Below are 25,045 nucleotides of genomic sequence, written 5' to 3' on the forward strand. Positions count from 1 at the left end.
GCGGCTGCGATCTATGGCTTTGGTTTCAAATCTCGGCCCTGCGCCTTGGCGCTGGCCGCAACGCAGTGTGGCGCCGGTCGCGGGATCCCGCCACCGGCGCCTTCTGCAAAATGGGGGGTCAGGCGAACCGTGTCGAACGGCGCAGGCCGAGATACTGGAGGGCTGCAAAGCCGCCCACCGCGGCCGCCTGGGCGATCACGAAGGCCGTCCCGAGCGCATTGGGTGAAACCCAGCCAAGCGCCAGGCTTCCTACGCTTTCGAGAGACCAGACCGTGTTGATGCCGATCACCGCCCAGACCGCCGGCGCCGGGACCACCCGCAGCGCCGCCATGGCGCCGGGCAGGAACGCGTAGGCGATCAGGAAGAGGCCGACCGGGCGGCTCATGTCCGCGGGCAGTCCCATCAGCCCCTCCAGGGGCTGGGCGGCGGTCGCCAGCAGCGCCCCGGTGGCGGCGGTGGCGACGGCGTCGAGGGCGAGGACGCGGCGGAGGAAGACGGACGCGACGAGCGAGGACATGGCGGGTTCCTTCGAGAGGTTTCGGACGCCGGGCTTGCCGCCCGACGTCCAGGAGCATGCCGCCCGCCCCGCCGTCTGCCGATTACGCCGGAGGTAAGGAATCCCAGCCGCCGCCGAGCGCTTTGTAGAGCGCCGCCACGTCTGTATTGAGCGCCGTCTGCGCCAGGCTGAGCCCGTCTTCCGCCGCCAGCAGGGTGCGCTCGGCGTCCAGCAGGACAAGGAAGTCGATCTCGCCCTCGCGGTAGCGGATGCGGGCGAGCTCGGCCGCCCGGCGCGAGGCCGCCGCCTGTTCGGTCAGGCTGCGCAGCTGGGCCTGGCGCTGGGCGTAGGCGACGAGCGCGTTCTCCACATCCTCGACAGCGCGCAGCACCGCCTGGTCGTAGGCGGCAAGCGCGCCTTGGGTGCGCGCTTCCTGCGCCCGGAGTCGGGCGCGGGCGCCGCCGAGATCGAGCCCGGGCCAGCTGACGGCCGGCGTCGCCGACCAGGCGCGGCTCGCCCCCTCCCCCAGCGCCGAGAGGTCGCCGGCCAGAAAGCCGACGAAACCCGTGATCCGCACCCGCGGGAACAGGTCGGCGGTCGCCACGCCCTGGCGGGCCGTCTCCGCGGCCAGCCGGCGCTCTGCCGCCTGGACATCGGGCCGGCGGCGCAGGAGGTCGCCGGCTTCGCCGATGGGCAGGGGCCGGGCCAACGGAGCCTTCCGCGTCATCGGCTCGGCGAGCCGCGCATCAAGCGCTCCGGGCCTCTGGCCGGTCAGCACGGCCAGCCGGTGCGCCGCCTGCCGTTCGGCGGCGATCAGGGCGGGGATGGTCGCCTCGGTGGCGGCCAGGCGGGCGCGGGCGCTCTCGGCGTCTATGGGATCGCCCCGGCCGACATCGAAGCGCACCTGGGTGATGCGCATGGTCTCGCGCTGGCTCTCCAGGTTTCGGCGGGCGACATCGAGGCGAGTCTGGGCGCCGCGCAGCTCGAAATAGGTCCGCGCCACCTCGGCGGCGACGGTGACCTGGGCGTCCCGGAGCGAGGCCTCAGCTGCGCCCGCCTCCGCCCGGGCCGCCTCCACCCCGCGGCGGACGCGGCCGAAGAGGTCGAGCTCCCAGGCGGCGTCGAAGCCGAGCTGATAGGTCTCGCTCTCCACCCGCGCGCCGCCCGAGCCCGGTTGCTGCTGTTCGCTGGCCGAATAGGCGCCGAGCAGCGTGGCGCGGGGCAGCTGGTCCAGCCGGGCGTCGGTGAACAGCGCACGGGCTTCGGCGACGCGGGCGAGCGCGATCCGCAGGTCGGTGTTGGCGACCAGCGCCTGGGCGATCAGGTCGTCCAGCACCGGATCCTCGAAGCCCCGCCACCACGCGGCCTCCGGATTGGCCTGCGCATAGACCGCCGGATCGGCGTTGCGGAACTCCGCCGGCGCGACAATCGGCGCCTTGTAGTCCGGACCCACCGCGCAGGCGGCCAGGACCAGGGCGGAGGCTGCGGCGAGGATCGGAGAGAAACGGCTCATCCCTGCACCTCCGAAGCCAGCGCCGCGGCGGTGCGGGTCCGCCCGGTGAAGCGGCGCACCAGAAGGTAGAAGACCGGCGTCAGGACCAGGCCGAAGAAGGTCACCCCGATCATGCCGGAGAACACCGCCACGCCCATGGCCCGGCGCATCTCGGCCCCTGCCCCGCTGCCGAACACCAGGGGCGCCACGCCCATGATGAAGGCGAAGGAGGTCATCAGGATCGGCCGCAGGCGAAGGCGGCAGGCCTCCAGCACCGCATCCCAGGTGGGGATCCCGTGCTCCTCGCGGTCACGGGCGAACTCCACGATCAGGATGGCGTTCTTGCACGCCAGCCCCACCAGCACGATCAGCCCGATCTGGGTGAAGATGTTGTTGTCGCCGCCGGTGATCCAGACCCCGGCCAGCGCCGAGAGCAGGGTCATGGGCACGATCAGGATCACCACCAGCGGCAGGCTCCAGCTCTCGTACTGCGCGGCCAGCACCAGGAAGGCCAGGAGCACGCAGAGCGGGAAGACGAACACCGCGGTGTTGCCGGCCAGGATCTGCTGGTAGACGAGCTCGGTCCACTCATAGCCCATGCCGTTGGGAAGCTCCTCGCGGGCCAACCTCTCCATCGCCGCCTCGGCCTGGCCGGACGAGAAGCCGGACGCGGGGCCGCCGTTGATCTCCGCCGACAGATAGCCGTTGTAGTGGGTCACCCGGTCGGGCCCGGTGGCTTGCTGAAGGGTCACGAAGGCGCCCAGCGGGACCATCTGACCTTCGGCGTTTCGGGTCTGGAGCCGCAGGATGTCTTCCGGCTCGAGGCGATGGGCCTGGTCGGCCTGGGCGTGGACTTCATAGGTCCGGCCGAAGCGGTTGAAGTCGTTCACATAGACCGAGCCCAGATAGACCTGCATGGTCTCGAAGAGTCCCGTCAGGGAGACCCCCTGGGCCCGCGCCTTCTCCCGGTCGATGTCGGCTGTAACCTGCGGCACGTTGATCTGGAAGCCGCTGAAGAGGCCCATCAGCGAAGGCTCGTTCCCGGCTTTTTCGATCAGGCCCTGGGTCTGGGCGTAGAGCTCCTCGGCCCCCAGGCCCGCGCGGTCCTCGATCTGGATCTTGAAGCCGCCGATGGTGCCGAGACCCATGACCGGCGGCGGCGGGAAGACCGCGACATTGGCGTCCTCGATGGCGCCGAACTTGGCGTTCAGCTCGCCGGCGAGCGCGTCGGCCGAAAGCGCCCGTCCCTTGCGCTGCTCGAAAGGGTCGAGGGTGACAAAGACGATGCCGGCGTTGGGGCTGTTGGTGAAGCCGTTGATGGACAGACCGGGGAAGGCCACGGCGCTTTCGACCCCCGGGGTCTTCAGCGCCAGGTCGCTCATCTGGCGGATCACCGCCTCGGTGCGGTCGAGCGAAGCCGCGTCCGGCAGCTGGGCGGCGGCCACCAGGTACTGCTTGTCCTGGGCCGGGATGAAGCCGGCCGGGGTTCGCATGAAGCCGATAGCGGTGACCAGGATCAGCACGCCATAGACGGCCATGGCGACGCCGGAGCGGCCGAGGGCCTTAGACACCGACCCCACATAGCCGTGCGAGGCGCGGCCGAAGAAGCGGTTGAACGGGCCGAACAGCCAGCCGAAGGCCGCGTCGATGAGGCGCTGGAAGCGATCCTTCGGCGCATCGTGCGGCTTCAGCAGCACCGCGGCCAGGGCCGGCGACAGGGTCAGCGAGTTGAAGGCCGAGATCACCGTCGAGATGGCGATGGTCAGGGCGAACTGGCGATAGAACTGCCCGGTCAGGCCGCTGATGAAAGCGGCCGGCACGAAGACGGCGCAGAGCACCAGAGCGGTGGAGACGATCGGGCCGGTGACCTCGGTCATCGCCTTGCGGGCGGCGGCCAGGGGGGCCAGCCCCTCCTCGATGTTCCGCTCGACGTTCTCCACCACCACGATGGCGTCGTCGACCACCACGCCGATGGCCAGCACCATGCCGAACAGGGTGAGCGTGTTGAGCCCGAAGCCCATCATCAGCATGACCGCGAAGGTCCCCACCAGCGAGACCGGAACGGCCACCAGCGGGATCACCGAGGCGCGCCAGCTTTGCAGGAACAGCACCACCACCAGCACGACCAGCAGCACGGCCTCGGCCAGGGTGTGGGTCACCGCGTCGATGGAGCCACGGACGAAGACGGTGGGGTCGTAGACGATGGCGTAGTCGACCCCTTGCGGGAACTCCTTCTTCAGCTCGGCCATGGTCGCCCGCACGTTCTGCGAGATCTGCAGGGCGTTGGAGCCGGGCCGTTGGAAGATCGGCAGGGCCACGGCCGGCTGGTTGTCGAGCAGCGAGCGCAGCGCGTAGCTGGAGGAGCCCAGCTCCACGCGGGCCACGTCGCCCAGGCGGGTGATCTCGCCCGAGGGGCCGGTGCGCACGATGATGTTGCGGAAGTCCTCTTCCTCGGTCAGCCGCCCCTGGGCGTTGATGGCCAACTGGAAGTCGGCCTGGCCGGGCGCGGGCGGCGCGCCCAGCTGGCCTGCGGCCACCTGCACGTTCTGCTCGCGGATCGCCCGCAGGATGTCGCCGGCGGTCAGCGCCCGGGAAGCCACCTTCTCCGGATCGAGCCAGACGCGCATGGCGTAGGGGCCCGAGCCGAACATCTGCACGTCGCCCACGCCCTCGATCCGGGCCAGCTGGTCGCGGATGCGCAGCTGGGCGTAGTTCGACAGGTAGAGCATGTCGTAGCGCCGATCCGGCGAGATCAGGTGCACCACCATGGTCAGGTCCGGGGAGGCCTTGGTGGTGGTGACGCCGGCGCGCTGCACCTCCTCGGGCAGCTTGGGCAGGACCTGGGCCACCCGGTTCTGCACCTGCACCTGGGCCTTATCGAGGTCGGTCCCGAGAGAGAAAGTGACGGTGAGCGTCATCACCCCGTCGGCGGTGGACTGGGAGGACTGGTAGAGCATCCCCTCCACGCTGTTCAGCGCCTGTTCCAGCGGCGAGGCCACTGTCTCGGCGATGACGGTCGGATTGGCGCCGGGGAAGACCGCGCGCACCACGACGGTGGGCGGCACCACCTCGGGGTATTCGCTGATCGGCAGGCGCGGCAGGGCGATGACGCCCGCCACGAAGATCAGGATCGAGAGCACCGCAGCGAACCGCGGCCGATCCACGAAGAAGCGTGAGAAGTTCATGGCAAGGCGTTCCTGGGCCGCATTGGCGGCGGGCGTTTGGGGCACGCGGGGCCGCTCCTCCCGCAGTTGCGGGGAAAGCGGCGCGCCGCGCGGCTTGGATCAGTTGGTCTTGGTTGCGGTGGCCAGGGCGGCGGTCTGCAGCGGCTTTGCCTCGATCTGGGCGAGCGCGGCGGCCGGCAGTTCGTAGGCGACGCGGGTCGGCGCCATGGCGTCGCCGGGCCGCACCCGCTGGCCGCCGCCGATCACCACGACATCCCCGCGCTTCAGGCCCTCGCGGACGATACGCAGGTCGCCGACCTTCGGCCCCAGGACGACCGTACGGTACTGGGCCTCGTTCTTCGGTCCCACCACCAGCACGAAGCGTTTGCCGAGGTCGGCGGCGATGGCGCGGTCGGGGATCAGGGCCACGTCCTCCGCCGCCTCGCCGACCAGCTTGATCCGCGCGAACAGGCCGGCGGTGAAGCGGCCGTCCGGATTGGTGAACAGGGCCCGCCCGGCGATGGTGCCGGAGCCGGCGTCCATGGCGTTGTCGACGAAGACCAGCCGCCCCTCGTGCGGATAGCCCGCCTCGGTCATCAGGCCCATGTAAACCGGCGCCTGGCGGCCGCGGGAGGCCGCGGCGTACTTCAGATAGGTCTGCTCGTCGGCGTTAAACGACGCATAGACCGGGTTTTCCGAGACCACGGTGGTCAGGAGGTCGGCGCTGGTGACCAGGTTGCCCGCGGTGACCACGGCGCGCGAGACGCGCCCGTCGATCGGCGAGGTCACACGGGTGAACTCCAGGTTGAGCCGGGCGGAGGCCAGCGCGGCCGAGGCCGCTTCCAGCGCGCCGCGGGCGGCCTTTTCCTCGGAGACTAGGCGCTCGAACTCGCTGCGGGAGAGCGCGTTCTGCTCCACCAGCCGCTCGCCGCGGCCGCGGTTGGCCGAGGCGAGGTCGAGCTTGGCGCGGCTGGCCTCGACCTCGGCGCTCAGGCGGTCGACCTCGGCCTGGAAGGGCCGCGGATCGATCTGGAACAGCACCTGGCCCTTGCGGACCTGGGCGCCCTCCTGGAAGCGCACGCTGTCGATGTAGCCGCCCACGCGCGGGCGGACCTGAACCTGCTCCACCGGCTCTAGCCGGCCGGTGAATTCATCCCAGGGGCGGATGGACTTGAAGACCACTTCGGCGGCGGAGACCTGCGGCGGCGGCGGGGCGTCGGTCGCCTGCTGCGCCTGCGCGCCGCAACCGGCGACCAGCAGGGATAGGGCGAGGATCGAGCCGACGGAGGCGAAGGATTTCAGAGGCATGGGATCGTTCCGGCCAATTTGTCGCGGCTGGCCCGCGCTTGACGCGCCGGCCCGTCGGTGCTTTAGGGAGGATGTGACGATACCGGTCGGTAACGTGAGCTGTAGATACTGACCGGTCACTCTCACGTCAAGACAAGGAAAAATGAAAATGTCGGGGAGCGAACCTAACGGGGGGCCGGCTGCGGCCGAAAAGTCACGCCGGCCGGCGCGGGACCGGATCTTCGAGACCGCCCGGGAGATGTTCTACAAGCACGGGATCCGCGCCGTCGGGGTGGAGACCATCGCCGCCGAGGCCGGCGCCACCAAGATGAGCCTCTACCGGAACTTCCCGTCGAAGGACGAGCTGGTGGCCGAGGTGCTGCGCGAGCAGTCCCGCGAGGCCTTCGACTGGTGGGACGAGGTGACCGCCGGAGAGGACGATCCCCGGGAGAAGATCGCCGCCCTGTTCGAGGCCCTGGCCGGCAAGAACTGCTGCGAGGAATCCCACGGGTGCGCACTCGGCAACGCCGCGGTCGAGATTCACGAGCCCGACCACCCCGCGCGGCTGGTGGCCCACGAGCACAAGCGCGAAACCCATCGCCGCCTGCTGCAGATGGCCCACGCAGCGGGGGCCGAGACCGACGACCTTGGCGACGCCCTCATGCTGCTCATGGAAGGGGGCTACATGGCCCGGGTGACGCTTTCCCCCAAAGGCCCGGTCCGCAACCTCGCCGGCGCCGCCCGGGCGCTGATGCGGGCTTATCTGGATTAGGTTTGTCGAAAGGCGCGCGCGCCGCGTTGCAAGGCGCGCGCGAACCGGCTATCCGTCCCGGCCCGGATGGTGACGTGGCCGAGTGGCTGAAGGCAACGGTTTGCTAAATCGTCATACTCGAAAGGGTATCGAGGGTTCGAATCCCTCCGTCACCGCCAGGCTCTTCCGCCAGTTCCGGCACATCTGACCACCGCCGCCCATTGCCCCAACCCGCGATTCCGCGCCATCTCCGGTTCGGGACGGAACGACGGGGCGCGGCCTTGAGCGATATCGACGACATTTCCAGCCCCTCGCCTGCGCGCCGGATCGCGGGTTTCGTGCTGGGGCTGGCCGCCTTCTTCGCGGTGCTGCTGGCGCCGCCGTTCACGCCCGAGCCTGAGGCCCAGAAGGTGGCCGCCGTCACCCTGCTCATGGCCATCTGGTGGATCAGCGAGGCCGCGCCCCTGGCGGCGACGGCCCTCGTGCCCCTGGTCCTGTTCCCGATCCTGGACGTGGCCGGCATGCAGGCGGCGGCGGCGCCCTACGCCGATCCGGTGATCTTCCTGTTCCTGGGCGGCTTCATCCTGGGCGCGGCCATGGAGCGCAGCAACCTGCACAAGCGGGCGGGCCTGGCCTGCGTGGGGGCCATCGGAACCACGCCGCGCCGCCTGCTGGGCGGGGTGATGATCGCCACCGCCCTGATCAGCATGTGGGTCAGCAACACCGCCACCACCGCCATGATGCTGCCGGTGGCCGCCGCCGTCCTCGCCTTCGTGGAGAGCCGGGGCGAGGCGCTGGACCCGGTCTCCCGGCGCAATCTCGGCGCAGGCCTGATGCTGGGCGTGGCCTACGCCTCCAGCGTCGGAGGCCTGGCCACCCTGATCGGCTCGCCGCCCAACGCGCTGCTGGCCGGCTACATGGCGCGCGAGCACGGGATCGAGGTGGGCTTCGCCCAATGGATGCTGGTGGCGACGCCGATCTCGGTGGTTCTGCTGGCGGCCGCCTGGGCGATCCTTGCGCGCCTGCACCCGGTGCGCGCCGCCCTCCCCGACGCCGCAGGCATGCTGGCCGAGGAACGGGCGAGCCTCGGCCGCATGTCGCGAGCCGAGTGGCGGGTGGCGGCGATCTTCGCGGCCACCGCCCTGGCCTGGATCACCCGGCCGCTGTTCCAGGACCTCGCCCCCGGCTTGAGCGACGCCGGCATCGCCGTCACCGCCGCCCTGATCCTGTTCCTGACGCCCTCCGGCTCAGGGACCGGGACGGGCCTTGTCGAGCTTTCCGACCTGAAGCGGGTGCCGTGGGACGTGCTGCTGCTGTTCGGCGGCGGGCTCAGCATGGCCGCGGCGATCTCCAGCAGCGGCCTGGCGGCCTATCTGGGGGGCCTGCTCCACGCGGCGCACGCCATGCCCGTGGTGCTGATGGTGGTGGTGCTGACGGCGGCCATGATCTTCGTCACCGAACTGACCAGCAACACCGCCTCGGCCGCCACCTTCCTGCCGATCGGCGGGGCGCTGGCTCTGTCCATGGGCGCCGATCCCCTGGCCTTCGGCGTGCCCCTGGCGCTGGCGGCGACCTGCGCCTTCATGCTGCCGGTGGCGACCCCGCCGAACGCCATCGTCTACGGCAGCGGGCGGATAGCCCTGGGTCAGATGATGCGGGCCGGGCTGTGGCTGAACCTGGCCGCCATCATCGTCATCTCGGCGGCCGCGCTTGGGATCGCGCCGGCGGTGTTCGGCCGCTGAGGCCTATTTCAGCTTCTCCCAGCGGTAGGGTTCGTCCTCGCCGTTGCGGAAGTCGCCGCGCAGATCCGCCTCGCCGTCCCCATCGGTGTCGTAGAACGCGGCGTCGAAAGCGCCGTCGCGATCGAAATCGAGCAGGGTGAGCTCCACCTTGCCGTCCCCATCCTCGTCGAACATGTAAAGGACGGGATCGCGCTTGCGCTTGGGCTCGAGGATCACGAAGTCCGGCTCGCCGTCGCAGGTCTCGTCTACGATGAACATGATCCCCGCCGGCTTCTTCGTAGGCTCTTCGGCGAGCACGGTCAGCTCGCAGCCTTCCGGGATGCGCGACGGCGCCTTCGGGGCCGCGCGGTCCTCGGCGAGCGTCAGGAAAGCCTTCACGTCCTCGGCCGAGACGGCGAAGTTCAGCCCCTCGCCTTCGCTCTTGAAGCTGTTGATGCCGACGATGGTCAGGTCGTCGGCGATCAGCGGCCCGCCGGAATTGCCCGGATTGATCGGCGTCTGGGTCTGGATCAGGGTCGCGCGGTGCTCGGTCCGCGCATCGATGCTCCAGGGGTGGTCCTTGCGGATCTGACTGACGATGCCGCGGGTGTAGGTCCAGGTCCGGCCAGTCGGATGGCCGATGGCGTGGACGTCGGCGCCCACCTGCAGCTTGCCGGAATCGCCCAGGACAAGGGGTTTCACGCCGGGCGGCGGCTCCACCTGAAGCAGGGCGAGGTCGGTCATCCCGTCGCGCCGGATCACCTTGGCGGTGCGGATGTCGGGCTCCCCGACCTTAGCGTCCTCGGCGGCCGGCTTGAAAACCACGCCGACCGTCTCGGCGGCGCCGACCACATGCAGGTTGGTGACGATCTTGCCGTCCTCGCTGATCAGGGCGCCGGAGCCGAACGCCTCATCGGTCACCACCAGCACCACGGCGGGCGCGGCCTGCTGGTAGACCTGCACCTCCTGCGGGCCCCGCGTCGTCGCACGGCCTTCGGGCTGCAGGCCTGCCAGGGTTCCGGCGAAACGGGCGAGCGGCGGACGCGGCGCGGGCTTCGCCAACACCGAGGGACGGCTGACGGCCGGCCGCTCCGACCGAGGCATGGGCTGGCCCAACAACCCTGCCGCGTCCTGAGCCCACGCATAAGATGACGTGGCGAGAATCAACGCCGCCGCGCCGAACTGGAGCCGCCCCATGGCTTTCCTACCCCCGACTGGTTCGCTACGGCGAAGCCTAGCGGTCTCGCTGCTCGCCGCAAGCGTCCTTCTCGCGCAGCCACGACCTGCGGTGGCGGCCGAGGCGGCGCCTGACAGGATCAACGCGGCCTGGGGCGCCTATTTCGAGGGGCGAGGGCTTACGGCGCGCCAGGACCTCACGGCCCTGCTGGGCGAGCCGGCGACGCAGGAGTCCTGGGCGCGGCTGGCCGTGCTGGGCGCCCTTCTCGACATCTGCATCCGAATGCAATCGGACCCCTGCCTCGCCGAGCACGCACCTCAGTATGTCGACGCCGCGGAGGCGGTAGCCGAAACCGATCCGCAAGTCCGGGCGCAGCTCGCCCGACGCGCCGCCTACTACTTCGATCACGGCCGTCTGGCCCTGCGGCGGCCGGAGGTGACGGCCCAGATCCTCGATTGGGCGCCGTGGAAGGTGGAGAACGCCTTCGACGTTCCCCTCTATCTGCAGCGCCAGGTTCTGGCCGCCGAAGTCCAGGTCGCGCTGGACGACGCCCGCGGCGCGACACGCTCGCTCGACAAGGTCCTGTCACTGATCGCCTCGGTGAAGAACCCCCAGGATGGGCGCTACACGGTGGCCTGGACCGGCGCGGAGGCTGTCAGCCTGCTGATCGAGCTGGGCGACAGCGACCGGGCCTATGGCGTCTATGCGGCCCTCGGCCCGATGGTGGCGCAGACCCTGCCGCCGCTCAGCGTCGAAGCGGCGCGGTTCCGGCTTTCCGAGGCGCAGCTGCTGCAGGAGCGCGGCGACCTGCCGGCCGCTGTGCGCGCGGCCGAGGCCGCGGCGGCGACCCTGCGCGTCATCGAACTCGACCCGGAGGAGCGCGAACGGCTGCTGGGAGCGGCGCTCACCCTGAAGGCCGCGCTCTGCGCGATCCAGGGCGATCCGGACTGCGCGGGGGCGGCCCTGGCCGAGCATCCCTTCGCCGCCCGGCACGCCAAGGCCGGCCGCGCCCCCGCCTCGATGGCCGAGCTGACCTATCTGACCGCCCGCGCCCTGGCTCACGCCCTGACGGGCGAGGCCGATCCCGTCGCGGCGCAGGCGCTCGCGAAGCCGGCGGGGTTCGCGACCACGCCGGCCACCGACGCCCTCATCGAAGCCTACCGGGCGCTCGGCCATGCCCTGGCCCAGCCGCAGGGTGACGGTCGGGCGAGCGGCCTCTACGAGACCGGCCGGCGCATGACCGCAGCCCTTGCCGCGCAGCCGGCTGGCGGTTTCGGCGCCTGGCGGCGGCCGGACGCGATCGACCGCACCATCGTGGCGCTGGCCCTCACCCAGGCCGCCGCGGAGCAGCCCGACGCCGACGAAACGGTGTTCGCGCTTCTCCAGTTGGCGGGGCGGATGGGCGCGACCTCCGAGTCCGACGCCCTGACGGCGCTGTCCCAGGCCAAGGACGCCCTGCAGCGGCGTTCGATCCACCAGGCCCTGCGCCTGCGGGCGCGGCGAGACCGCCTGGAGCGGCTGGAGCTGCGCAAGGTGGCCGAGCGGATGTCGACGGCCCCCACCAGCCAGGGCCTGAGCCATGATCACGACACCCGCAGCCTGTTCCGCGACTTCGCCAAGCGGCTCTCCGAGACCGACCGCCGGCTCTCGGCCGACGGGATCGAGGCTTCGGGCCTCAACCTCGTCTCGCTCGCGGACTTCCAGGCGAGCCTGGGCGAAGACGAGGCGGCCTTGAGCTTCACGCTTGTCCCCGGCGGCGTGGCGCAGATGTGCGTGCGCCGCGACGGCGTGCGCCGCCGCGTGGGTCCCCTCGACGCGAGGCGCATGCTGTTGGACCTTCGAGCCCTGCAGGGCTCGCTGACCGCCGGCCACGCGCCTTCGGAGGACCTGGACGCTCAGTTCCCGGCCGAGGCGGCGGTGAGGCTCTACGATCTGCTGATCCGCCCGCTGGACGCCTGTTTGAAGCCCGGCGACCACGTGCTCTGGCTCCCCAACGCCGGGCTCTTCCCCCTGCCGCTCGGCGCCCTGCTCGAGCGGGTCCCCCCGAAGCTCGGCGACGGCTATGATCTCGCCGCCGCCGACTGGTTCGCGAGGCGCCATGCGATCAGCTATCCGGGCGCGGCGAGCGTGGTGGCCGCCATCCGCTCCGCGCCCGCCGGCGAGACCGGCTATTTCGATTTCCTGGGCGTGGGCGATCCGATCTTCTCGGGCGCCACACCGGCCGGCGAGGACCGCGCCAAGGTCCTGCTGCGCGGCGCGCGGCTTTCGGCGCTCCAGCCCCTTCCCGAGACGCGGGACGAGCTGGAGCGGTCGGCTGCCCCCTTCGCCGCCGCCCGCGTGCTGCTGCAGGGTCAGGCGACCGAGCGGGCGGTGCGCGGCGAGTTGATCGGCGGCTACCGCCACCTTTCCTTCGCCACCCACGGCCTGATCCGCGACGAGCTGGAGGGGGTGACGGAGCCGGCCCTGGCTCTGACGCCCGTGTCGGCCGGCGATCCCGCCGATGACGGCCTGCTGACCGCCTCGGAGATCGCTGACCTGAGCCTGGCGGCGCGGTTCGTGGCGCTCTCGGCCTGCAATACCGCCAATTACGACCTGAGCCGTATGTCGGGCGAACTCTCGGCGCTCGCCTCGGCCTTCGCGGTGGCGGGGACGCCGGCGGTGCTGGGGACGCTCTGGCCGGTGGAGTCCGAGACCGGAAAGGAAGTGGTCGCCGGCGTCTTCGAACGGCTGGGCGGGGGCGAAGCGCGCCCGGCCCAGGCCCTGGCCGACGCCCAGCGCGCCTTCCTGGCCGCTCCGCCGGGGCGGGCCTATCTGCATCCGCGCTTCTGGGCGCCGTTCCTGCTGCTGGGCGACGGCGGGCGCGGGACCGCGGCGGCGCCTGCGCCGGCGGCGCTCTCGATGGAGGTTCTGACCCGCGGGACCGGCGGGGCGAGCGAGGTCCTGGGCCTGGCCCGCAGCGAGGCGGGGATCGTCGCCCGCTTCATCGGCGCGGCGGACGCTGAAGGCCGCCACGGCGCCGGGATAGCCGCCGTGTCGGGCGAGCGGACCTGGCGGCGGGAGGACCGGAACGCCGGCGCCGGAAACCTGATCGTTCCGCTGGGTCGCAGCCTGCTGACCAGCGGCTATGTCGCGGCCGGCGGGGACCGCTTCATCCCCACCCTGGAGCTCTTCGACGCCAAGACCGGCCGGCGGACCAAGGCGTGGCGCGGCGACGCGGCGGAAGGTGCGAGCGCCTTCGTCCTGGGCGGCGCGGCGCTCGGATCCGATCAGGCTGTGTTCGTCACCGCCGAGCGGAGCTTCGATCCGAACCGCATCACCCCGGCGCGGCTGCGCGCCTTCGAGGTGGATGCGAAGCTCGCGCCCCGGCCCCTGTTCGAGATCGCCTTGCCGGCGGGCGTGCAGGTCGACGAGGCGACGATCATTCCGCGCGGCGAGACCCTGCTCCTGACCTACAGCCGCCGCCACGGCGCCTCCCCGCCCCTGCCCGAGGAGCTGGACGACTTCGAGTGGCCGATCTGCATTCCGCCCCCGACCACCTGGATCGAGGTGCGCGACGGCCGAACCGGAGCGCTCGTCGCCCGGCGGGAGCTGCCCGGCTGGGCTATCGCCGCCGGCGCGGCATGGCGGGACGGGACCGCGCTCGCCGGCGCGTTCAAGGCCGACTGCGCGACGGACGAGAAGGCCGGCCTGCTGACCCTCGGCCCTGATCTCGCGCCGGAAATCCTCAACCTCGACGACAGCCTCGGCGTCTCCGAGATTCGCGCCCTGGCGGTCGCGCCAGACGGGGCGTTGATCGCAGCCGGGCGGAAGGAGAACCTGCTGGACTATCGCCTGGGAGACGCGCCGCTCTCCGGCGGCAAGCGGGCCTCCTACAGCGGCGTGGTTCTGACGGTCGGGCCGGACGGGACGGTCTCACAGCCGCGCATGCTGGACTCCGGCGGAAACCTCTTCCTGTTCAGCGTCGAGGCGAGCGATCCCGAGTCGGTGGTGCTGGGCGGCGCCGTTGGCGGCGAGGCCGCGGTCTTCCGGCTCGACCGGGGCGCCTTTCCCCCAACACGTTAGTCGAACGCTGGCCCGTTAACGGCTCGTCCAGGGCGCGCGTGCATGCTGCAGCTCCATTTCCTGGGCTGCGTCCGCATTCGTTCAATGACTTCCACCGCCATCCTGGAGCGCCCGTCGAAGGCCGCCGGCTCCGCCGATCCGGCTCATCCCGACCGGCGCGGCCCCTTGCGGCCGGCTCAGCTGGCGCCCACGCGCGCGCGCCTGCCCGGGCGCGTGGTGGCCTGGCTCGCCCAGCTTTCCGACATGGGCGGCCTGCTGGCGGCCGCGCTGCTGCTGAACCGCGCGGCGGGCGTATCGGCGGCTTTCGCCGCGGCCGCCGCCCTGGCGACCTTGCTGGCCCTTTCGCTGATGAACGCCTACGGCTTCGGCCGGCGCGAAGGGCCGAAACTGCACCTGGCCCGTGCCGGAATCGCCCTGGCGCTTGGAACCGGCGGCGCCTTCCTGGCCCTCGCGCCCGTCACGCCCCTCGCCGCCCTGACCGCGGGGCTCCAGGCCTGGATCCCTGTGGCGGGCACCGTTCTGCTGACCACCCACCTGGGCTGGTGGTGCGGCGTTCAGACCTGGCGGCGCAACGGGCGCCTCACGCCCAATATCGTCGTGGTGGGCGCGACGGGCGCAGCCGAGCGCCTGATCGCCGCCGCCCTGAAGAGCCGCGAGGTCAACATCCTGGGCGTCTTCGACGACCGCGCGGCGCGGCGGCCCAAGGACCTGCGGGGCGTGCCGGTGCTGGGCGGGTCCGAAGCGCTGCTCGGCCACCGCGTGCTGCCCTATGTGGACCGCATCGTCATCACCGTGCCCGCCAAGGCCGGCGATCGCATCCGCCAGCTGGTGGAACGGCTGCGGGTCCTGCCCAACGAGATCGTCCTCTTGCTCGACGGCGCCGACCCGGCCGCCGAGGCCGAGGCCATCGACCGCATCGCCGACGTGCCCCTGGCGCGGATATCCGGCCCGCCCTCCGATCACGGCAAGGCGCTGGCCAAGCGGGCCCAGGATCTCGCCGTCGGCGCGCTGGCCCTGCTGCTCGCCGCCCCCGTCATGGCCGCCATCGCCGTAGCGATCCGCCTGGACAGCCCGGGCCCCGCCCTGTTCCGTCAGCGCCGCCACGGCTTCAACAACGAAGAGATCGTGGTCTGGAAATTCCGCTCCATGCGGGTGGAGGCCGCCGACGCCACGGCGAGCCGCCAGATCACCGCCGACGACGACCGCGTCACCCGGGTGGGCCGCTTCATCCGCCGCACCAGCCTGGACGAGCTGCCGCAGATCCTGAACGTGCTAAAAGGCGAGATGTCCCTGGTCGGCCCCCGCCCGCACGCCGTGGGCATGAAGACCGGCGACGTGGAGAGCGCCCGCCTGGTCGCCGAATACGCCCACCGACACCGCATGAAGCCGGGCATGACCGGCTGGGCCGCCATCAATGGCTCGCGAGGGCCCGTCGACACGCCAGAGCTCGTCCGCCGCCGCGTGGCGCTGGACGTGGAATACATCGAGCGCCAGTCCTTCTGGTTCGACCTCTACATCATGGCCATGACCATCCCCTGCCTGCTGGGGGATAGCGAGGCGGTGCGCTGATGTTCTGGCGCGGCGTCCTCGGATACCTGCCGGTCAACATCGTGCAGGGCCTGGTGGGCCTGGCCACCATCGTCACCTTCACGCGCCTGCTGACGCCTGGGCAGTTCGGGGACTACGCCCTCGGCTTCTCGGTGATGACCTTGGTCCATACGGCCGCCTTCACCTGGAACGAAGCGGCGCTGGCTCGCTTCTGGGCCGCCGAGTCGGGCCGCGACGGGGGCAAGGCGCTTTCCGCCACGGTGCAGCGGACCTGGCTCCTGCTGCTGGCGGTCCTGCCGCTGGCGGCCGCCGCGGCGCTCTTCTGGCCGATGGGGCCGGGCCTGAAGTTCGCAGTGCTCGCAGGCCTCGCGGCCGTTCTGCCCCGCACCTTCGCCAAGATCGCCCAGGAACGCGCCCGTGCGGCCGGAGAGGTCCGCACCGCCGCCCTGATCGACGTGATCCAGACCCTGGGCGGCTTCCTGATCGGCGCGGGCCTGGCGCTCGCCGGGTTCGGCGGCGCGGCGCCCCTGCTGGGCTTCGGCCTGGCGGCGGCGGTCTGCATGGCCTGGCGGCTGCCGGCCGAGGCAAGCCTCGCCCGCGGCGGGCGGCTCGAGACCGCGCGGCTCCGAGAACACGCGTCCTATGGCGTGCCGGTCGCGCTGTCGCTGATCCTGGCCCTGGTGCTGGCCAGCACCGACAGGTTCCTGCTGGCCGCCTTCCTGAACGCCGAGGCGGTGGGCCTCTATCACGCCGGCTACAGCCTCGCGAACCGCACCCTCGACGTGGTCTTCATCTGGCTGGGGGCGGCCGGCGGACCGGCCCTGATCATGGCGCTTGAGCGCGGCGGACGCGGTTCGCTGCGGCGGGCGGCGCGCGAACAGGCCAGCCTGATGATCCTGCTCACCTTCCCCGCGGCCGTCGGGCTGGCGCTCGTCGCCGCGCCGCTGTCGCAGCTGATGGTCGGCCAGGCCATGGCGGCCGGCGCCGCCCATGTCACACCCTGGATCGCCGCCAGCGGCCTCTTCGCAGGGCTCACCACCTATTATTTCCATCAGGCCTTCACGCTCGGCCGCCGAACGACCCTGCTGCTGGTCGCCATGGCCATCCCGGCCGGCGCCAATCTCGTGCTCAACCTGGTCCTCATCCCGCGCTTCGGCCTGGACGGCGCCCTGTGGGCGACGGCGGCGAGTTACGCCCTGGGCCTTGTCGCCTCGGTCCGCCTCGGCCAGGGCCTCGCGCCCCTGCCGATCCCATGGCGCGTGGTGCTGCAGGCCGGCGGCGCCAGCGCCTTGATGGCTGGCGTCGTGATGAGCCTGCCGTCCCTCGGCGGCCTTCCCGAACTGCTCATCAAGGCGGCGGCCGGCGCGGCCGTCTATGGGGTGACCGTCTATCTGGTGGACGCCGGCGGCTTCCGCAGCCGCGCAGGCGATGCGCTGGCCGCCCTCCGCGCCCGGAGCGCCGCATGAGCGCCCAGACCGAGGTTCTGTTCGACAACGCCCTCTGGGCCGCCGGCGGCGCGCGCCTGTCGGTGCTGATCCCTTTCAAGGGCGACGATCCCGTCCGGCTGCTCCAGGCGCTCGGGACGATCCCTGCTGCGGCCGAGGTCGTCGTGCTCGACGACGGCACCGGCGACGCGGAACTCGCCGCCAGGGTCGAGGCGGCCGTCGCCGCCCTGCCCCACCCTGCGCGCTTCGTGCGCCTGGCGCGCAACGAGGGCCGCTCAAAGGGGCGCAACCGCCTGGTCGGCCACGCCCGCGGCGCCTGGTTCCTGTTCCTCGACTCCGACATGCTGCCGGACACGCCGGACTTCCTGGTCCGCTGGCTCGAGCTCATCGAAGCGGAGAACCCGGCGGTCGCTTTCGGCGGCTTCTCGCTGGACCAGCTGCCGCCGCGCCGGGAGCACGCCCTGCACCGGGCCATGGCCGTCCATTCCGACTGCCTGCCCGCCGAGGTTCGCCGACGGAACCCGGAGAAGCACGTCTTCACCTCCAACCTGCTGGTGCGCCGCGACGTCTTCCAGACCGAGGCCTTTGACGAGGCCTTCTCCGGCTGGGGCTGGGAGGACGTCGAATGGGGGATGCGGGTCGCCCGCCGCTGGCCGATCCTGCATATCGACAACACCGCCACGCACCTTGGGCTCGATACGCCCGGCGCCATGGCCGCCAAGTACGAGCAGTCGGCGGCCAATTTCGCCCGGGTCGTGGCCGCCCATCCGGAGGTGGTCTCCACCTATCCCAGCTATCGCGTCGCCCGGGCGCTGAAGCGCGCGCCCTTGCGCGGGCTGTGGCGGCCGCTGCTGAAGGCCTACGCCAAGGCCGACGCCGCACCGCTTTCGAGCCGCGCCTTCGCGATGCGTCTCTATCGCGCCGCCCTCTATGCCGAGGCCGTATGACCGCCGCCTACGACGAAGCCTATCGCGCCAACGCCGGCCTCGACGGCAAGATCCGCCGCCGGGTGGCCCGCCTGCTCCACCGCCGCCCCCTGGCCCGCGCGCCGGAACGGCCCATGCTGTCCATGAGCTTCGACGACGCCCCGCTGACCGCGGCCGTGACCGGCGCCCAGATCCTCGAAGCGCGGGGCCTGCGCGGCACCTTCTACGTGTCCGCCGGGCTCGCCGGGGCGGAGATCCCCATGGGGCGCTGCGCCGAACCGGCCGACTACCGACGCCTGGCCGAGGCCGGGCACGAGATCGGCTGCCACACCTTCTCCCACCTGGACTGCGGCCGCGCCTCAGGCGCGGAAGCCGAAGCCGAGGTGGCCCGTAACGCCGACCTGCTGGCGCAATGGGCGCAGAAGCCGGTGGAAAGCTTCGCCTATCCCTACGGCGACGTGGCGCCGGGACCGAAGGCGGCGCTGGCTCGCCGCTACGCCACCCTGCGCGGCCTGCACCACGGCATGATCGAGAAGGGCTCGGATCTCAACCAGGCCCCGGCGGTGGGTATCGAAGGCGAGAAGGGCGAGTCCACCGCCCGCTACTGGCTGGCCAAGGCCCGGGCGAAGACCGCCTGGCTGATCCTCTACACCCACGACGTGCGGCCCGATCCCTCGCCGTGGGGCTGCACGCCCCAGGCCCTGGCCGGCATCCTCGACGACGCCCTGGCCGAAGGCTTCCAGGTGATGACGGTGGGCGAGGCCGCGCGGACCCTTGGCGTCACCGCCTGACCGTAGCGCTAATCGGATAGGCGAGCTTCACCGCGATCATCACGAACAGCGCCCAGCGGAAGTCGTGATAGGTCACCGCGATGCTCTCGGTGAAGGACATCAGGCTGTAGACGATCAGGAACGGGACGGCGAGAAACGCCCCGCGGTCGCGGAAGATCGCCACAGCCGCCAGGATCAAGGCCTGGGCGTACATCAAGGCGAAGGCCGCGAGCCCTGGAAGGCCCATGCCGATCCATTGCTCCACCCAGGCGCTGTGGGCGTGGATCGGTGTGAAGTTGGCGTCCTTGACGATCCAGGCGAGCGGGGTCCATGCCCCCTTCACTTCCCAGACCACGCCGTAGCCGTAGCCGGTCCAGGGCCGCTTCTCGATCTGGCGCATCGCCGCCTCCCAGATCTCCGTCCGGCCGGTCAGCGTGGCGTCCTTGCCCAGGAGCTCGAAGAAGACGTCGGCGGCCACCAGCATGAAGCCGCCCAGCAGGGCCGCCCCGAACACCGCCAGCCAGACCATGCCGACACCCAGCGCCGCGTTGCGCCGGACCAGCGCCACGAAGACCAAGCCCCCGAAACCCAGCAGCAGCGAGACGAGAGAGGTCTTCGAGGTCGACATGAGCACGAGGAACAGCGCCAGGACGGCGAACCCGCCCCAGAGCAGCGCCCGCTTCGGGTTGAGCGCCGCGGCGGCGGCCAGCACCACGAAGCCGATCGCCATGTTGCCGCCCAGCGCGTTCTTTTCCGGCCAAACGCCACGCCACGCCCCGGGGAACAGGTCGGGCATAACGCCCAAGGAGGGGACCAGCAGGGCCGCCAGGATGGCGATCACCGCCAAGGCGGCGAAGCAGCCCGCCAGCAGCTCCGCCAGCTCGGCCCAGGAATAGCGCACCGCCAGCACGATAGCGCCCAGGCAGGTGAAGCCGAGCGCGATCACCCGGCGGAAGCTCTGGTCGGGCGCGATGGACCAGGTGATCGAGGCGGCGCAGATCAGGAGCAGGAGGATCAGGAAGGGCTGGCGCAGCGTGGCGCGCACCACTTCCCATGGCGAGAGCGCGAACAGGAAAAGCGCCGCCGCATAGGCCGGCAGATAGAGGTTGCGCACCAGGCCGCTGGCCGCCGGATCGCCGTCCTCGCCCAGGATCGGAAAGACCCAGAACTGGCTATAGATCAGGAAGACCAGCGCCGCGGCGCCGACGGTGGCCAGGCGCCAGAGCGTCCAGCGCGCTTCCGCGGCAGGCGGGGCGCCGGCCCAGGCGCCGTGGGTCACGGCAGGATCGCCTTCAGGAAGCCCGGGCGCTGCACCACGCCGCGATTGAAGAACAGGCCCGAGACCTGGCCGCCGGCCGCGGCGACGGCGTCGCGCAGGCGCGCAGGCGCCTTCACGTCCGGCTCGTCGGCGGCCACGACCATGACGATCTGGTCCATGAAGGGGGCGACCATCAGGCCCGCCTGGGAGCGCTCGGGCGAAGGCGCGTCGACAACCACCAGGTCGGCGTGGGCCCGCATGGCGTTCCAGTAGTCGGCGGTCGGCCGGATATGCACGCTCTGACGGCCGCGCAGGGCCTCGGCCCGGAACCGGGTGATCCACAGGCGTGCGCTTCCAACCCGACGGGCTTCCAGATAACGGGCGTCGGGCCAGGGCGTCCCATCGGCGGTCCGCGCCGGCGGCTGGACGGTGAAGAAGGTCGAGCCGTCAGGGCTGGCGGCCACGGGCTCGCCCAGCGCCCCATAGCGGCCCGCCTCGCGGTTCAGGGCCTCATGCTGCGGCGCGCCGAGCAGGTCGAGGTCCACGAGCCAGACCCCACGCGCGGCGCGGCGAGCGGCGTGGGCGGCGAGCTCACGTGCGACGGTTGAGGCGCCCTCCCCACGGCGCGCGGCGATCACCTGGACGATCCGCGCGCGGCCGCCCGCCGGCGCGCCGAGCGACGCCCAGAGGTCGGCCATCTCGGCGCTCAGATCCACCATCGCTCGAATCGCCGTCCGTACAATCGGCTCAAACTAACCCAAATATCCGCCGTCGCTCACGCCTTCAGCGGCGCTGCGCCCAGCACCGGCAGGTCGAGAGTGCGGGCGGCCGATTCCGGGGTGGGCAGGCCCGGCCGCAGGAACATCCGCAGCAGGCCGGCGCAAAGCGCGGTGAAGGCGGCGAACATAAAGGCCAGCATCGCCACCGGCCGCTTCAGGCTCTTGCCCTTGGTGGCGGGGATCGCGCGCGAGACGATGCGGATGTTGTCGTTGGTGCGCGCGGCGATCTCCTGATTGGCCCGGCTCTGCTCCTCCTTGACCGTCAGGTCGCGGACATTGGCCTGCAGCACGTCGCGGCCGAGCGAGAGCTCCTGGAACAGCGGCTCGAGCTGGGCGAGCCGCAGCCGCCGGCGGGTGACCTGCTCGACCTGATCGGCGAGCGCGGCCTGGCTCTGGCGCAGGGCGGCGACCTCGGCGGCGAGCTGGATCTTCTCGGTCTGCAGGGTCTGGTGGACCGGATTGACGCCGATGCGCCGCGCGCCCTCCCCGGCCGTGCGGCCTGCGGCCATCCCGGCCTCCAGCTGGGCGATCTGGGCGTCGAGTTCCTGCACCGGACGGGCTTCAGCCTTGTAGCGGGACAGCAGGTCCTCGCGCTGCAGCTTCAGGGTCACCAGCTTCTCACCCGGCGCGCCGGAGACGTCGCGATAAAGACCCACCTCGGGAGACACCTGGGCGAGCTGACGCTCAAGCGTGGCGAGCCGGCCCTCGCGTTCGCTGAGTTGGGCGTCGGTCTGGTATTTCTGCTGCTCGATCTGGGCCTGAAGCGCCGAGAGCGAGGCCTTCTCGGCCACGAAATCGCCGATGCGGTTGTTGGAGAGGAAGTCCTCATAGGCCGAATCGGCCTCCGCCAGCCGCCGCTGGAACGCCAGTCGTTGCTGCTCAAGCGCCGAGGCGCTGGGGTCGAGCAACACCGAGCGGCGATAGACGAGGTACTCTTCGAGCAGCGTGTTCAGCACCAGCGCGGCGGTCTCGGCGTCGGTATGGGCGAAGGACACCCGGATGATCGGGGTGTCGGGCGCGGTCTCGATCTTCAGGTGACGCTCCAGGCCGAGCACCGCCTGGCCCATGATCTTGGCCTTCTCGGCCGGGCCAGCCTTGGCGTATTTCGGCGCGAGCTCCGGATAGATGCGGGCCAGGCCTAGCCGGTTGATCACCCGATGCTTCAGCTGCCCGGCGCCCAGGATCTCGGTTTCGGACTGGATCACCTGGTCGGGGTCGAGCACCGCGCCGCGGCCGGCGTCGCCGGCGCGGGGCTCGTACACATACTCCTGGCCCAGCCGGACCAGCACGCTGGAATAGGCGGGAAAGGTGGTCTTCAGGGTGAAGGCGAAGGCGATCCCAAGGCCGAACAGCACGAGGAAGACGGCCAGCATCAACCAGCGCTCGCGCCAGAGCAGGGTCGGAAAATCCGTCCAGGCGTAGCGGGGCCGTGCGCTCCAGCCGGAGCGCGCCGTCATGTCCTGCCCTGCCCAAGCCCCCGGCGACGCCATCGAATCCCGACCGTTCACACCCTTCACGGCGCAAGCTGGCGGGGCGCGATTAACACTCCGTTACCCATTCTCCTTAACCTTTGGGCCATGCGATCCGCAGTGTCCCTGGCCATCACCCTGACCGCCGCCCTGGCGCTCGGCGGTTGCGCGGTTCCGCGGCCGCCCAATGTCGACTTGCTGGGCGTGCGCGACGAGCCGGCGCCCAAGCGTACGCGCGGCGCCTTCGCCGATATTCCCTATGCGAGCTGGACGGACTACGAGCCGGACTACCGCTTCTATCCCGGCGACGAGATCGAGCTGACGGTGCCGTCCGCCCCGGAGCTGAACAAGGTGGTCACCGTGCAGCCGGACGGGCGAATCATCGCTCCGCTGGTGGGCCCGGTGATGGCCGCCGACCGCTCGGCGCACGAGCTGCAGGCCGATCTCCACCAGGCCTATTCCGGCCAGCTCCTGCGGCCCTATGTGGAGGTGACGCCCAAGGCCGCGCCCTTGAAGGTCTTCGTCGGCGGCGAGGTCGACAAGCCCGGCGTGATCGATCTGGTGGGCGACTCCGACGCCCTGCGGGCGGTGATCCAGGCCGGCGGGTTCAAGGTCACGGCCGACAGGTCGAAGGTCATCGTGATCCGCCGCGGCCCCGACGGGCGGGCGATGATGCGTCACGCCGACCTTCTGCGGGGACTGGGATCGCCGGACGCGGACCTGGTGCCGCTGCGCCGGTTCGATATCGTCTATGTGCCCCGCAGCGGCGTCGCCAATGCGGGACTGTGGATGCAGCAGTACTTCCGCGACGTCTCGCCGATCACCTTCGGGTTCAACTACGCCCTGGGCGACCGGGTGGTTCAGTAAGGCAAGAGGCGGCGGCTCAGCCGTGGGCGAGCCACTCGCGGGCCTGACGCTGGGCTTCGGCGACCTCCTCGGCGGCCATCTCCTGGCTCAGCTCCTTGCGGTAGATCTTGGCCTCCACCGAACCGCGCATAGCGGCGAGGTTGAGGAGCATGTGCGCCGAGACGTAGTCCAGCGGCGCCCCGCCCTGCCCCGTCGAATAGAGCAGGCCCATCTTGAAGAGTTCGTCGCCCGTGGCGGTCGGGTCCGGCAAAGGCAGGCCGCCGTCCATTTCCATGCTCGCAGGCATGAGCAGTTCCCCTTTTCCCCGGACCGCCGCGCCCCGTTCTGGAACACGCGCGGCCCTTCCGATCAGAGGATGAGCCGATATGCGTTAAACATAGGGTTAATACGAAAGACTGCGGCGGCAGGCCGCAGTCTTGGCGCACTATTCATGCGTTTTACTCGACGGAAATCAGTGTCGAGAAAGGGTTAAGCTCAGCGGGCGCGCTGGCCGAACAGCACCTTGCGCGCAGCCTCGGCGTCGGCCGTCGCCGCCCCCAGATTGCGGTTGGTGATGCCCTTGCCCTTCTCGGCGCTGCGCTGCACGGCCGGCCGCGCGGCGATGCGGTCGTACCAGGCCTTGAGGTTCGGGAACTCGTCCATGACGATGCCCTGCAGCTTCCAGGGCGTGACCCACGGCCAGGCGGCCATGTCGGCGATGGAATAGTCGCCGGCGACATACTCCCGGTCCGCCAGACGCTTATCCAGCACCCCGTAGAGCCGATGCGTCTCGTTGGTGTAGCGGATGGCGCCATAGGCGATCTGGCGCTGATCGGAAATCATCGCCGGGGCGTACTGGCGGAAGTGATGCGTCTGACCGGCCATGGGTCCCAAGCCCGCCATCTGCCAGAACAGCCACTCGTCCACCTCGATCCGCGCCCGCTCGTCGGCGCCGTAGAACTGACCGGTCTTGCGGGCCAGGTACTGCAGGATCGCCCCGGATTCGAACACCGACACCGGCTTTCCGCCCGGGCCGTCCGGATCGACGATGGCGGGCATGCGGTTGTTGGGGCTGATCGCCAGGAATTCCGGCTTGAACTGCTCGCCCGCCCCGATGTTCACCGGCACGATGTTGTACGGCAGGCCCATCTCCTCGAGCGCGATGGTGATCTTGTAGCCGTTGGGCGTCGGCCAGAAGTGGACGTCGATCGGTTCAGCCATGGCGTTCTCCCTTGCAAGCCGGTCGGACATAGATGGCGGTCGACGCGCTTCGCGCAACCGCCAAGCCTGACAGTTCTGTTCAGGTCGAGTTCAGCCGCGCTTGATCATGGTTACCGCCAAGGGACCTTCAAGCCGGGAGGCTTCGCAGATGAAACACCTTGTCCTGGGCCTCGCCGCGGCCGCCGCCGTCGCCGGCCCGATCGCCGCCGGCGCCACCGCCGCCTACGCCCAGCCGCGTGACTATTACGACCGGTGGGATCGCAGGGACGACCGCCGCGACAACCGTTGGGACCGCCGCGACGACCGGCGGGACTATCGTCGCGACCGTCGCGACGACCGGCGCTACAGCCATTGGGACCGCGGCCGGCACAACGGCTACTACTACAACAACCGCTGGTACTACGGCCCGCCTCCAGCCGCCTACTACGGCAGCCCCTACTACCGCCCGGGCTACACGGCCTGGCGGCGCGGCGCCTATATGCCGCCCTACTACCGCGAATACGTGATCTACGACTACGACCGCTATCGGCTCCGCCGCCCGCCGCCGGGCTACGCCTGGCACCGTGTCGGGAGCGACTACCTGCTGGTGGCGCTGGCTACCGGCCTGATCCTCGAGATCATCAACAACTGACC

19 protein-coding genes and 1 tRNA gene are annotated in these 25,045 nt (G+C 70.9%); 10 read left to right on the top strand and 10 right to left on the bottom strand.

The features are described 5' to 3' along the window. Positions 1-118: 118 nt before the first annotated feature. From ACK41C_RS16685 to ACK41C_RS16700, 4 genes are all read right to left on the bottom strand, one after another. Complete coding sequence (locus ACK41C_RS16685) at positions 119-517, bottom strand: hypothetical protein (protein WP_409656505.1); 399 nt, start codon at positions 515-517, stop codon at positions 119-121. An 82-nt stretch (positions 518-599) separates the two neighbouring features. Beyond that, the gene (locus tag ACK41C_RS16690) at positions 600-2,009 is read right to left on the bottom strand and encodes an efflux transporter outer membrane subunit (RefSeq protein WP_409656507.1); all 1,410 of its coding nucleotides are present in this window, start codon (positions 2,007-2,009) and stop codon (positions 600-602) included. Beyond that, positions 2,006-5,173: an efflux RND transporter permease subunit gene (locus ACK41C_RS16695; protein ID WP_409656696.1), complete on the bottom strand. Its 3,168-nt coding sequence runs from the start codon at positions 5,171-5,173 to the stop codon at positions 2,006-2,008. The genes ACK41C_RS16690 and ACK41C_RS16695 overlap by 4 nt, the downstream gene beginning before the upstream one ends. Before the next feature lie 99 nt (positions 5,174-5,272). After that, a complete protein-coding gene (locus ACK41C_RS16700) occupies positions 5,273-6,460 on the bottom strand; it encodes an efflux RND transporter periplasmic adaptor subunit (protein ID WP_409656509.1) in 1,188 nt (395 codons plus the stop codon). Positions 6,461-6,608: 148 nt separating this feature from the next. Between ACK41C_RS16700 and ACK41C_RS16705 the strand changes: the two genes are divergently transcribed. From ACK41C_RS16705 to ACK41C_RS16715, 3 genes are all read left to right on the top strand, one after another. Then, complete coding sequence (locus ACK41C_RS16705) at positions 6,609-7,211, top strand: TetR/AcrR family transcriptional regulator (protein ID WP_409656511.1); 603 nt, start codon at positions 6,609-6,611, stop codon at positions 7,209-7,211. Positions 7,212-7,279: 68 nt separating this feature from the next. Continuing rightward, positions 7,280-7,369 (top strand) — tRNA-Ser (locus tag ACK41C_RS16710). Between the two features lie 102 nt (positions 7,370-7,471). Next, positions 7,472-8,932 carry an SLC13 family permease gene (locus ACK41C_RS16715; RefSeq protein ID WP_409656513.1) on the top strand — a complete coding sequence of 487 codons (1,461 nt, stop codon included), beginning with the start codon at positions 7,472-7,474 and terminating at the stop codon, positions 8,930-8,932. 3 nt (positions 8,933-8,935) lie between these two features. Here the strand turns inward: ACK41C_RS16715 and ACK41C_RS16720 are convergent, their stop codons facing one another. Beyond that, on the bottom strand, positions 8,936-10,015 hold the full coding sequence (locus ACK41C_RS16720) for a S1C family serine protease (protein WP_409656515.1): 1,080 nt from the start codon (positions 10,013-10,015) through the stop codon (positions 8,936-8,938). Positions 10,016-10,106: 91 nt separating this feature from the next. Here ACK41C_RS16720 and ACK41C_RS16725 point away from each other — a divergent pair, with 91 nt between their 5' ends. The 5 genes from ACK41C_RS16725 to ACK41C_RS16745 are packed head-to-tail and all read left to right on the top strand — an operon-like array spanning position 10,107 to position 18,860. Next, entirely contained in the window at positions 10,107-14,150 is a 4,044-nt protein-coding gene (locus ACK41C_RS16725) for a CHAT domain-containing protein (protein WP_409656517.1), read from the top strand. A 42-nt stretch (positions 14,151-14,192) separates the two neighbouring features. Further along, positions 14,193-15,719: an exopolysaccharide biosynthesis polyprenyl glycosylphosphotransferase gene (locus ACK41C_RS16730; protein ID WP_409656519.1), complete on the top strand. Its 1,527-nt coding sequence runs from the start codon at positions 14,193-14,195 to the stop codon at positions 15,717-15,719. Next, positions 15,719-17,164, top strand: coding sequence for a lipopolysaccharide biosynthesis protein (locus tag ACK41C_RS16735; RefSeq protein ID WP_409656521.1), 1,446 nt, complete (start codon positions 15,719-15,721; stop codon positions 17,162-17,164). The genes ACK41C_RS16730 and ACK41C_RS16735 overlap by 1 nt, the downstream gene beginning before the upstream one ends. Continuing rightward, complete coding sequence (locus ACK41C_RS16740; protein ID WP_409656523.1) at positions 17,161-18,090, top strand: glycosyltransferase family 2 protein; 930 nt, start codon at positions 17,161-17,163, stop codon at positions 18,088-18,090. The genes ACK41C_RS16735 and ACK41C_RS16740 overlap by 4 nt, the downstream gene beginning before the upstream one ends. Next, complete coding sequence (locus tag ACK41C_RS16745; protein WP_409656525.1) at positions 18,087-18,860, top strand: polysaccharide deacetylase family protein; 774 nt, start codon at positions 18,087-18,089, stop codon at positions 18,858-18,860. The genes ACK41C_RS16740 and ACK41C_RS16745 overlap by 4 nt, the downstream gene beginning before the upstream one ends. Here ACK41C_RS16745 and ACK41C_RS16750 read toward each other — a convergent pair. From ACK41C_RS16750 to ACK41C_RS16760, 3 genes are read right to left on the bottom strand one after another with little or no spacing between them, the layout of a single operon-like run. Continuing rightward, positions 18,850-20,118 carry an O-antigen ligase family protein gene (locus ACK41C_RS16750; RefSeq protein ID WP_409656527.1) on the bottom strand — a complete coding sequence of 423 codons (1,269 nt, stop codon included), beginning with the start codon at positions 20,116-20,118 and terminating at the stop codon, positions 18,850-18,852. The two genes, ACK41C_RS16745 and ACK41C_RS16750, sit on opposite strands and share 11 nt — an antisense overlap. After that, a complete protein-coding gene (locus tag ACK41C_RS16755; protein ID WP_409656529.1) occupies positions 20,115-20,816 on the bottom strand; it encodes a sugar kinase in 702 nt (233 codons plus the stop codon). The genes ACK41C_RS16750 and ACK41C_RS16755 overlap by 4 nt, the downstream gene beginning before the upstream one ends. A 56-nt stretch (positions 20,817-20,872) precedes the next feature. Next, complete coding sequence (locus ACK41C_RS16760) at positions 20,873-22,333, bottom strand: GumC family protein (protein WP_409656531.1); 1,461 nt, start codon at positions 22,331-22,333, stop codon at positions 20,873-20,875. Between the two features lie 120 nt (positions 22,334-22,453). Between ACK41C_RS16760 and ACK41C_RS16765 the strand changes: the two genes are divergently transcribed. Then, a complete protein-coding gene (locus ACK41C_RS16765; protein WP_409656533.1) occupies positions 22,454-23,212 on the top strand; it encodes a polysaccharide biosynthesis/export family protein in 759 nt (252 codons plus the stop codon). 16 nt (positions 23,213-23,228) lie between these two features. On the opposite strand, the gene ACK41C_RS16770 is transcribed toward ACK41C_RS16765, so the two are convergent. Then, the gene (locus ACK41C_RS16770) at positions 23,229-23,498 is read right to left on the bottom strand and encodes a sel1 repeat family protein (RefSeq protein WP_409656535.1); all 270 of its coding nucleotides are present in this window, start codon (positions 23,496-23,498) and stop codon (positions 23,229-23,231) included. A 188-nt stretch (positions 23,499-23,686) separates the two neighbouring features. Continuing rightward, positions 23,687-24,412, bottom strand: a complete 726-nt coding sequence (locus ACK41C_RS16775) for a glutathione S-transferase N-terminal domain-containing protein (protein ID WP_409656537.1) — start codon at positions 24,410-24,412, stop codon at positions 23,687-23,689. Between the two features lie 148 nt (positions 24,413-24,560). Here ACK41C_RS16775 and ACK41C_RS16780 point away from each other — a divergent pair, with 148 nt between their 5' ends. Continuing rightward, on the top strand, positions 24,561-25,043 hold the full coding sequence (locus tag ACK41C_RS16780; protein WP_409656539.1) for an RcnB family protein: 483 nt from the start codon (positions 24,561-24,563) through the stop codon (positions 25,041-25,043). Positions 25,044-25,045: the final 2 nt, after the last annotated feature.

The organism is Phenylobacterium sp., assembly GCF_046290725.1.
Classification (GTDB): Bacteria; Pseudomonadota; Alphaproteobacteria; order Caulobacterales; family Caulobacteraceae; genus Phenylobacterium.

Bases quoted from the DNA above. Each gene is read 5' to 3' on its own strand.
- ACK41C_RS16685 (WP_409656505.1), bottom strand. From the start codon at position 517: ATGTCCTCGCTCGTCGCGTCCGTCTTCCTCCGCCGCGTCCTCGCCCTC.
- ACK41C_RS16690 (WP_409656507.1), bottom strand. From the start codon at position 2,009: ATGAGCCGTTTCTCTCCGATCCTCGCCGCAGCCTCCGCCCTGGTCCTG.
- ACK41C_RS16695 (WP_409656696.1), bottom strand. From the start codon at position 5,173: ATGAACTTCTCACGCTTCTTCGTGGATCGGCCGCGGTTCGCTGCGGTG.
- ACK41C_RS16700 (WP_409656509.1), bottom strand. From the start codon at position 6,460: ATGCCTCTGAAATCCTTCGCCTCCGTCGGCTCGATCCTCGCCCTATCC.
- ACK41C_RS16705 (WP_409656511.1), top strand. From the start codon at position 6,609: ATGTCGGGGAGCGAACCTAACGGGGGGCCGGCTGCGGCCGAAAAGTCA.
- ACK41C_RS16720 (WP_409656515.1), bottom strand. From the start codon at position 10,015: ATGCCTCGGTCGGAGCGGCCGGCCGTCAGCCGTCCCTCGGTGTTGGCG.
- ACK41C_RS16725 (WP_409656517.1), top strand. From the start codon at position 10,107: ATGGCTTTCCTACCCCCGACTGGTTCGCTACGGCGAAGCCTAGCGGTC.
- ACK41C_RS16730 (WP_409656519.1), top strand. From the start codon at position 14,193: ATGCTGCAGCTCCATTTCCTGGGCTGCGTCCGCATTCGTTCAATGACT.
- ACK41C_RS16735 (WP_409656521.1), top strand. From the start codon at position 15,719: ATGTTCTGGCGCGGCGTCCTCGGATACCTGCCGGTCAACATCGTGCAG.
- ACK41C_RS16740 (WP_409656523.1), top strand. From the start codon at position 17,161: ATGAGCGCCCAGACCGAGGTTCTGTTCGACAACGCCCTCTGGGCCGCC.
- ACK41C_RS16745 (WP_409656525.1), top strand. From the start codon at position 18,087: ATGACCGCCGCCTACGACGAAGCCTATCGCGCCAACGCCGGCCTCGAC.
- ACK41C_RS16755 (WP_409656529.1), bottom strand. From the start codon at position 20,816: ATGGTGGATCTGAGCGCCGAGATGGCCGACCTCTGGGCGTCGCTCGGC.
- ACK41C_RS16760 (WP_409656531.1), bottom strand. From the start codon at position 22,333: ATGACGGCGCGCTCCGGCTGGAGCGCACGGCCCCGCTACGCCTGGACG.
- ACK41C_RS16765 (WP_409656533.1), top strand. From the start codon at position 22,454: ATGCGATCCGCAGTGTCCCTGGCCATCACCCTGACCGCCGCCCTGGCG.
- ACK41C_RS16770 (WP_409656535.1), bottom strand. From the start codon at position 23,498: ATGCCTGCGAGCATGGAAATGGACGGCGGCCTGCCTTTGCCGGACCCG.
- ACK41C_RS16775 (WP_409656537.1), bottom strand. From the start codon at position 24,412: ATGGCTGAACCGATCGACGTCCACTTCTGGCCGACGCCCAACGGCTAC.
- ACK41C_RS16780 (WP_409656539.1), top strand. From the start codon at position 24,561: ATGAAACACCTTGTCCTGGGCCTCGCCGCGGCCGCCGCCGTCGCCGGC.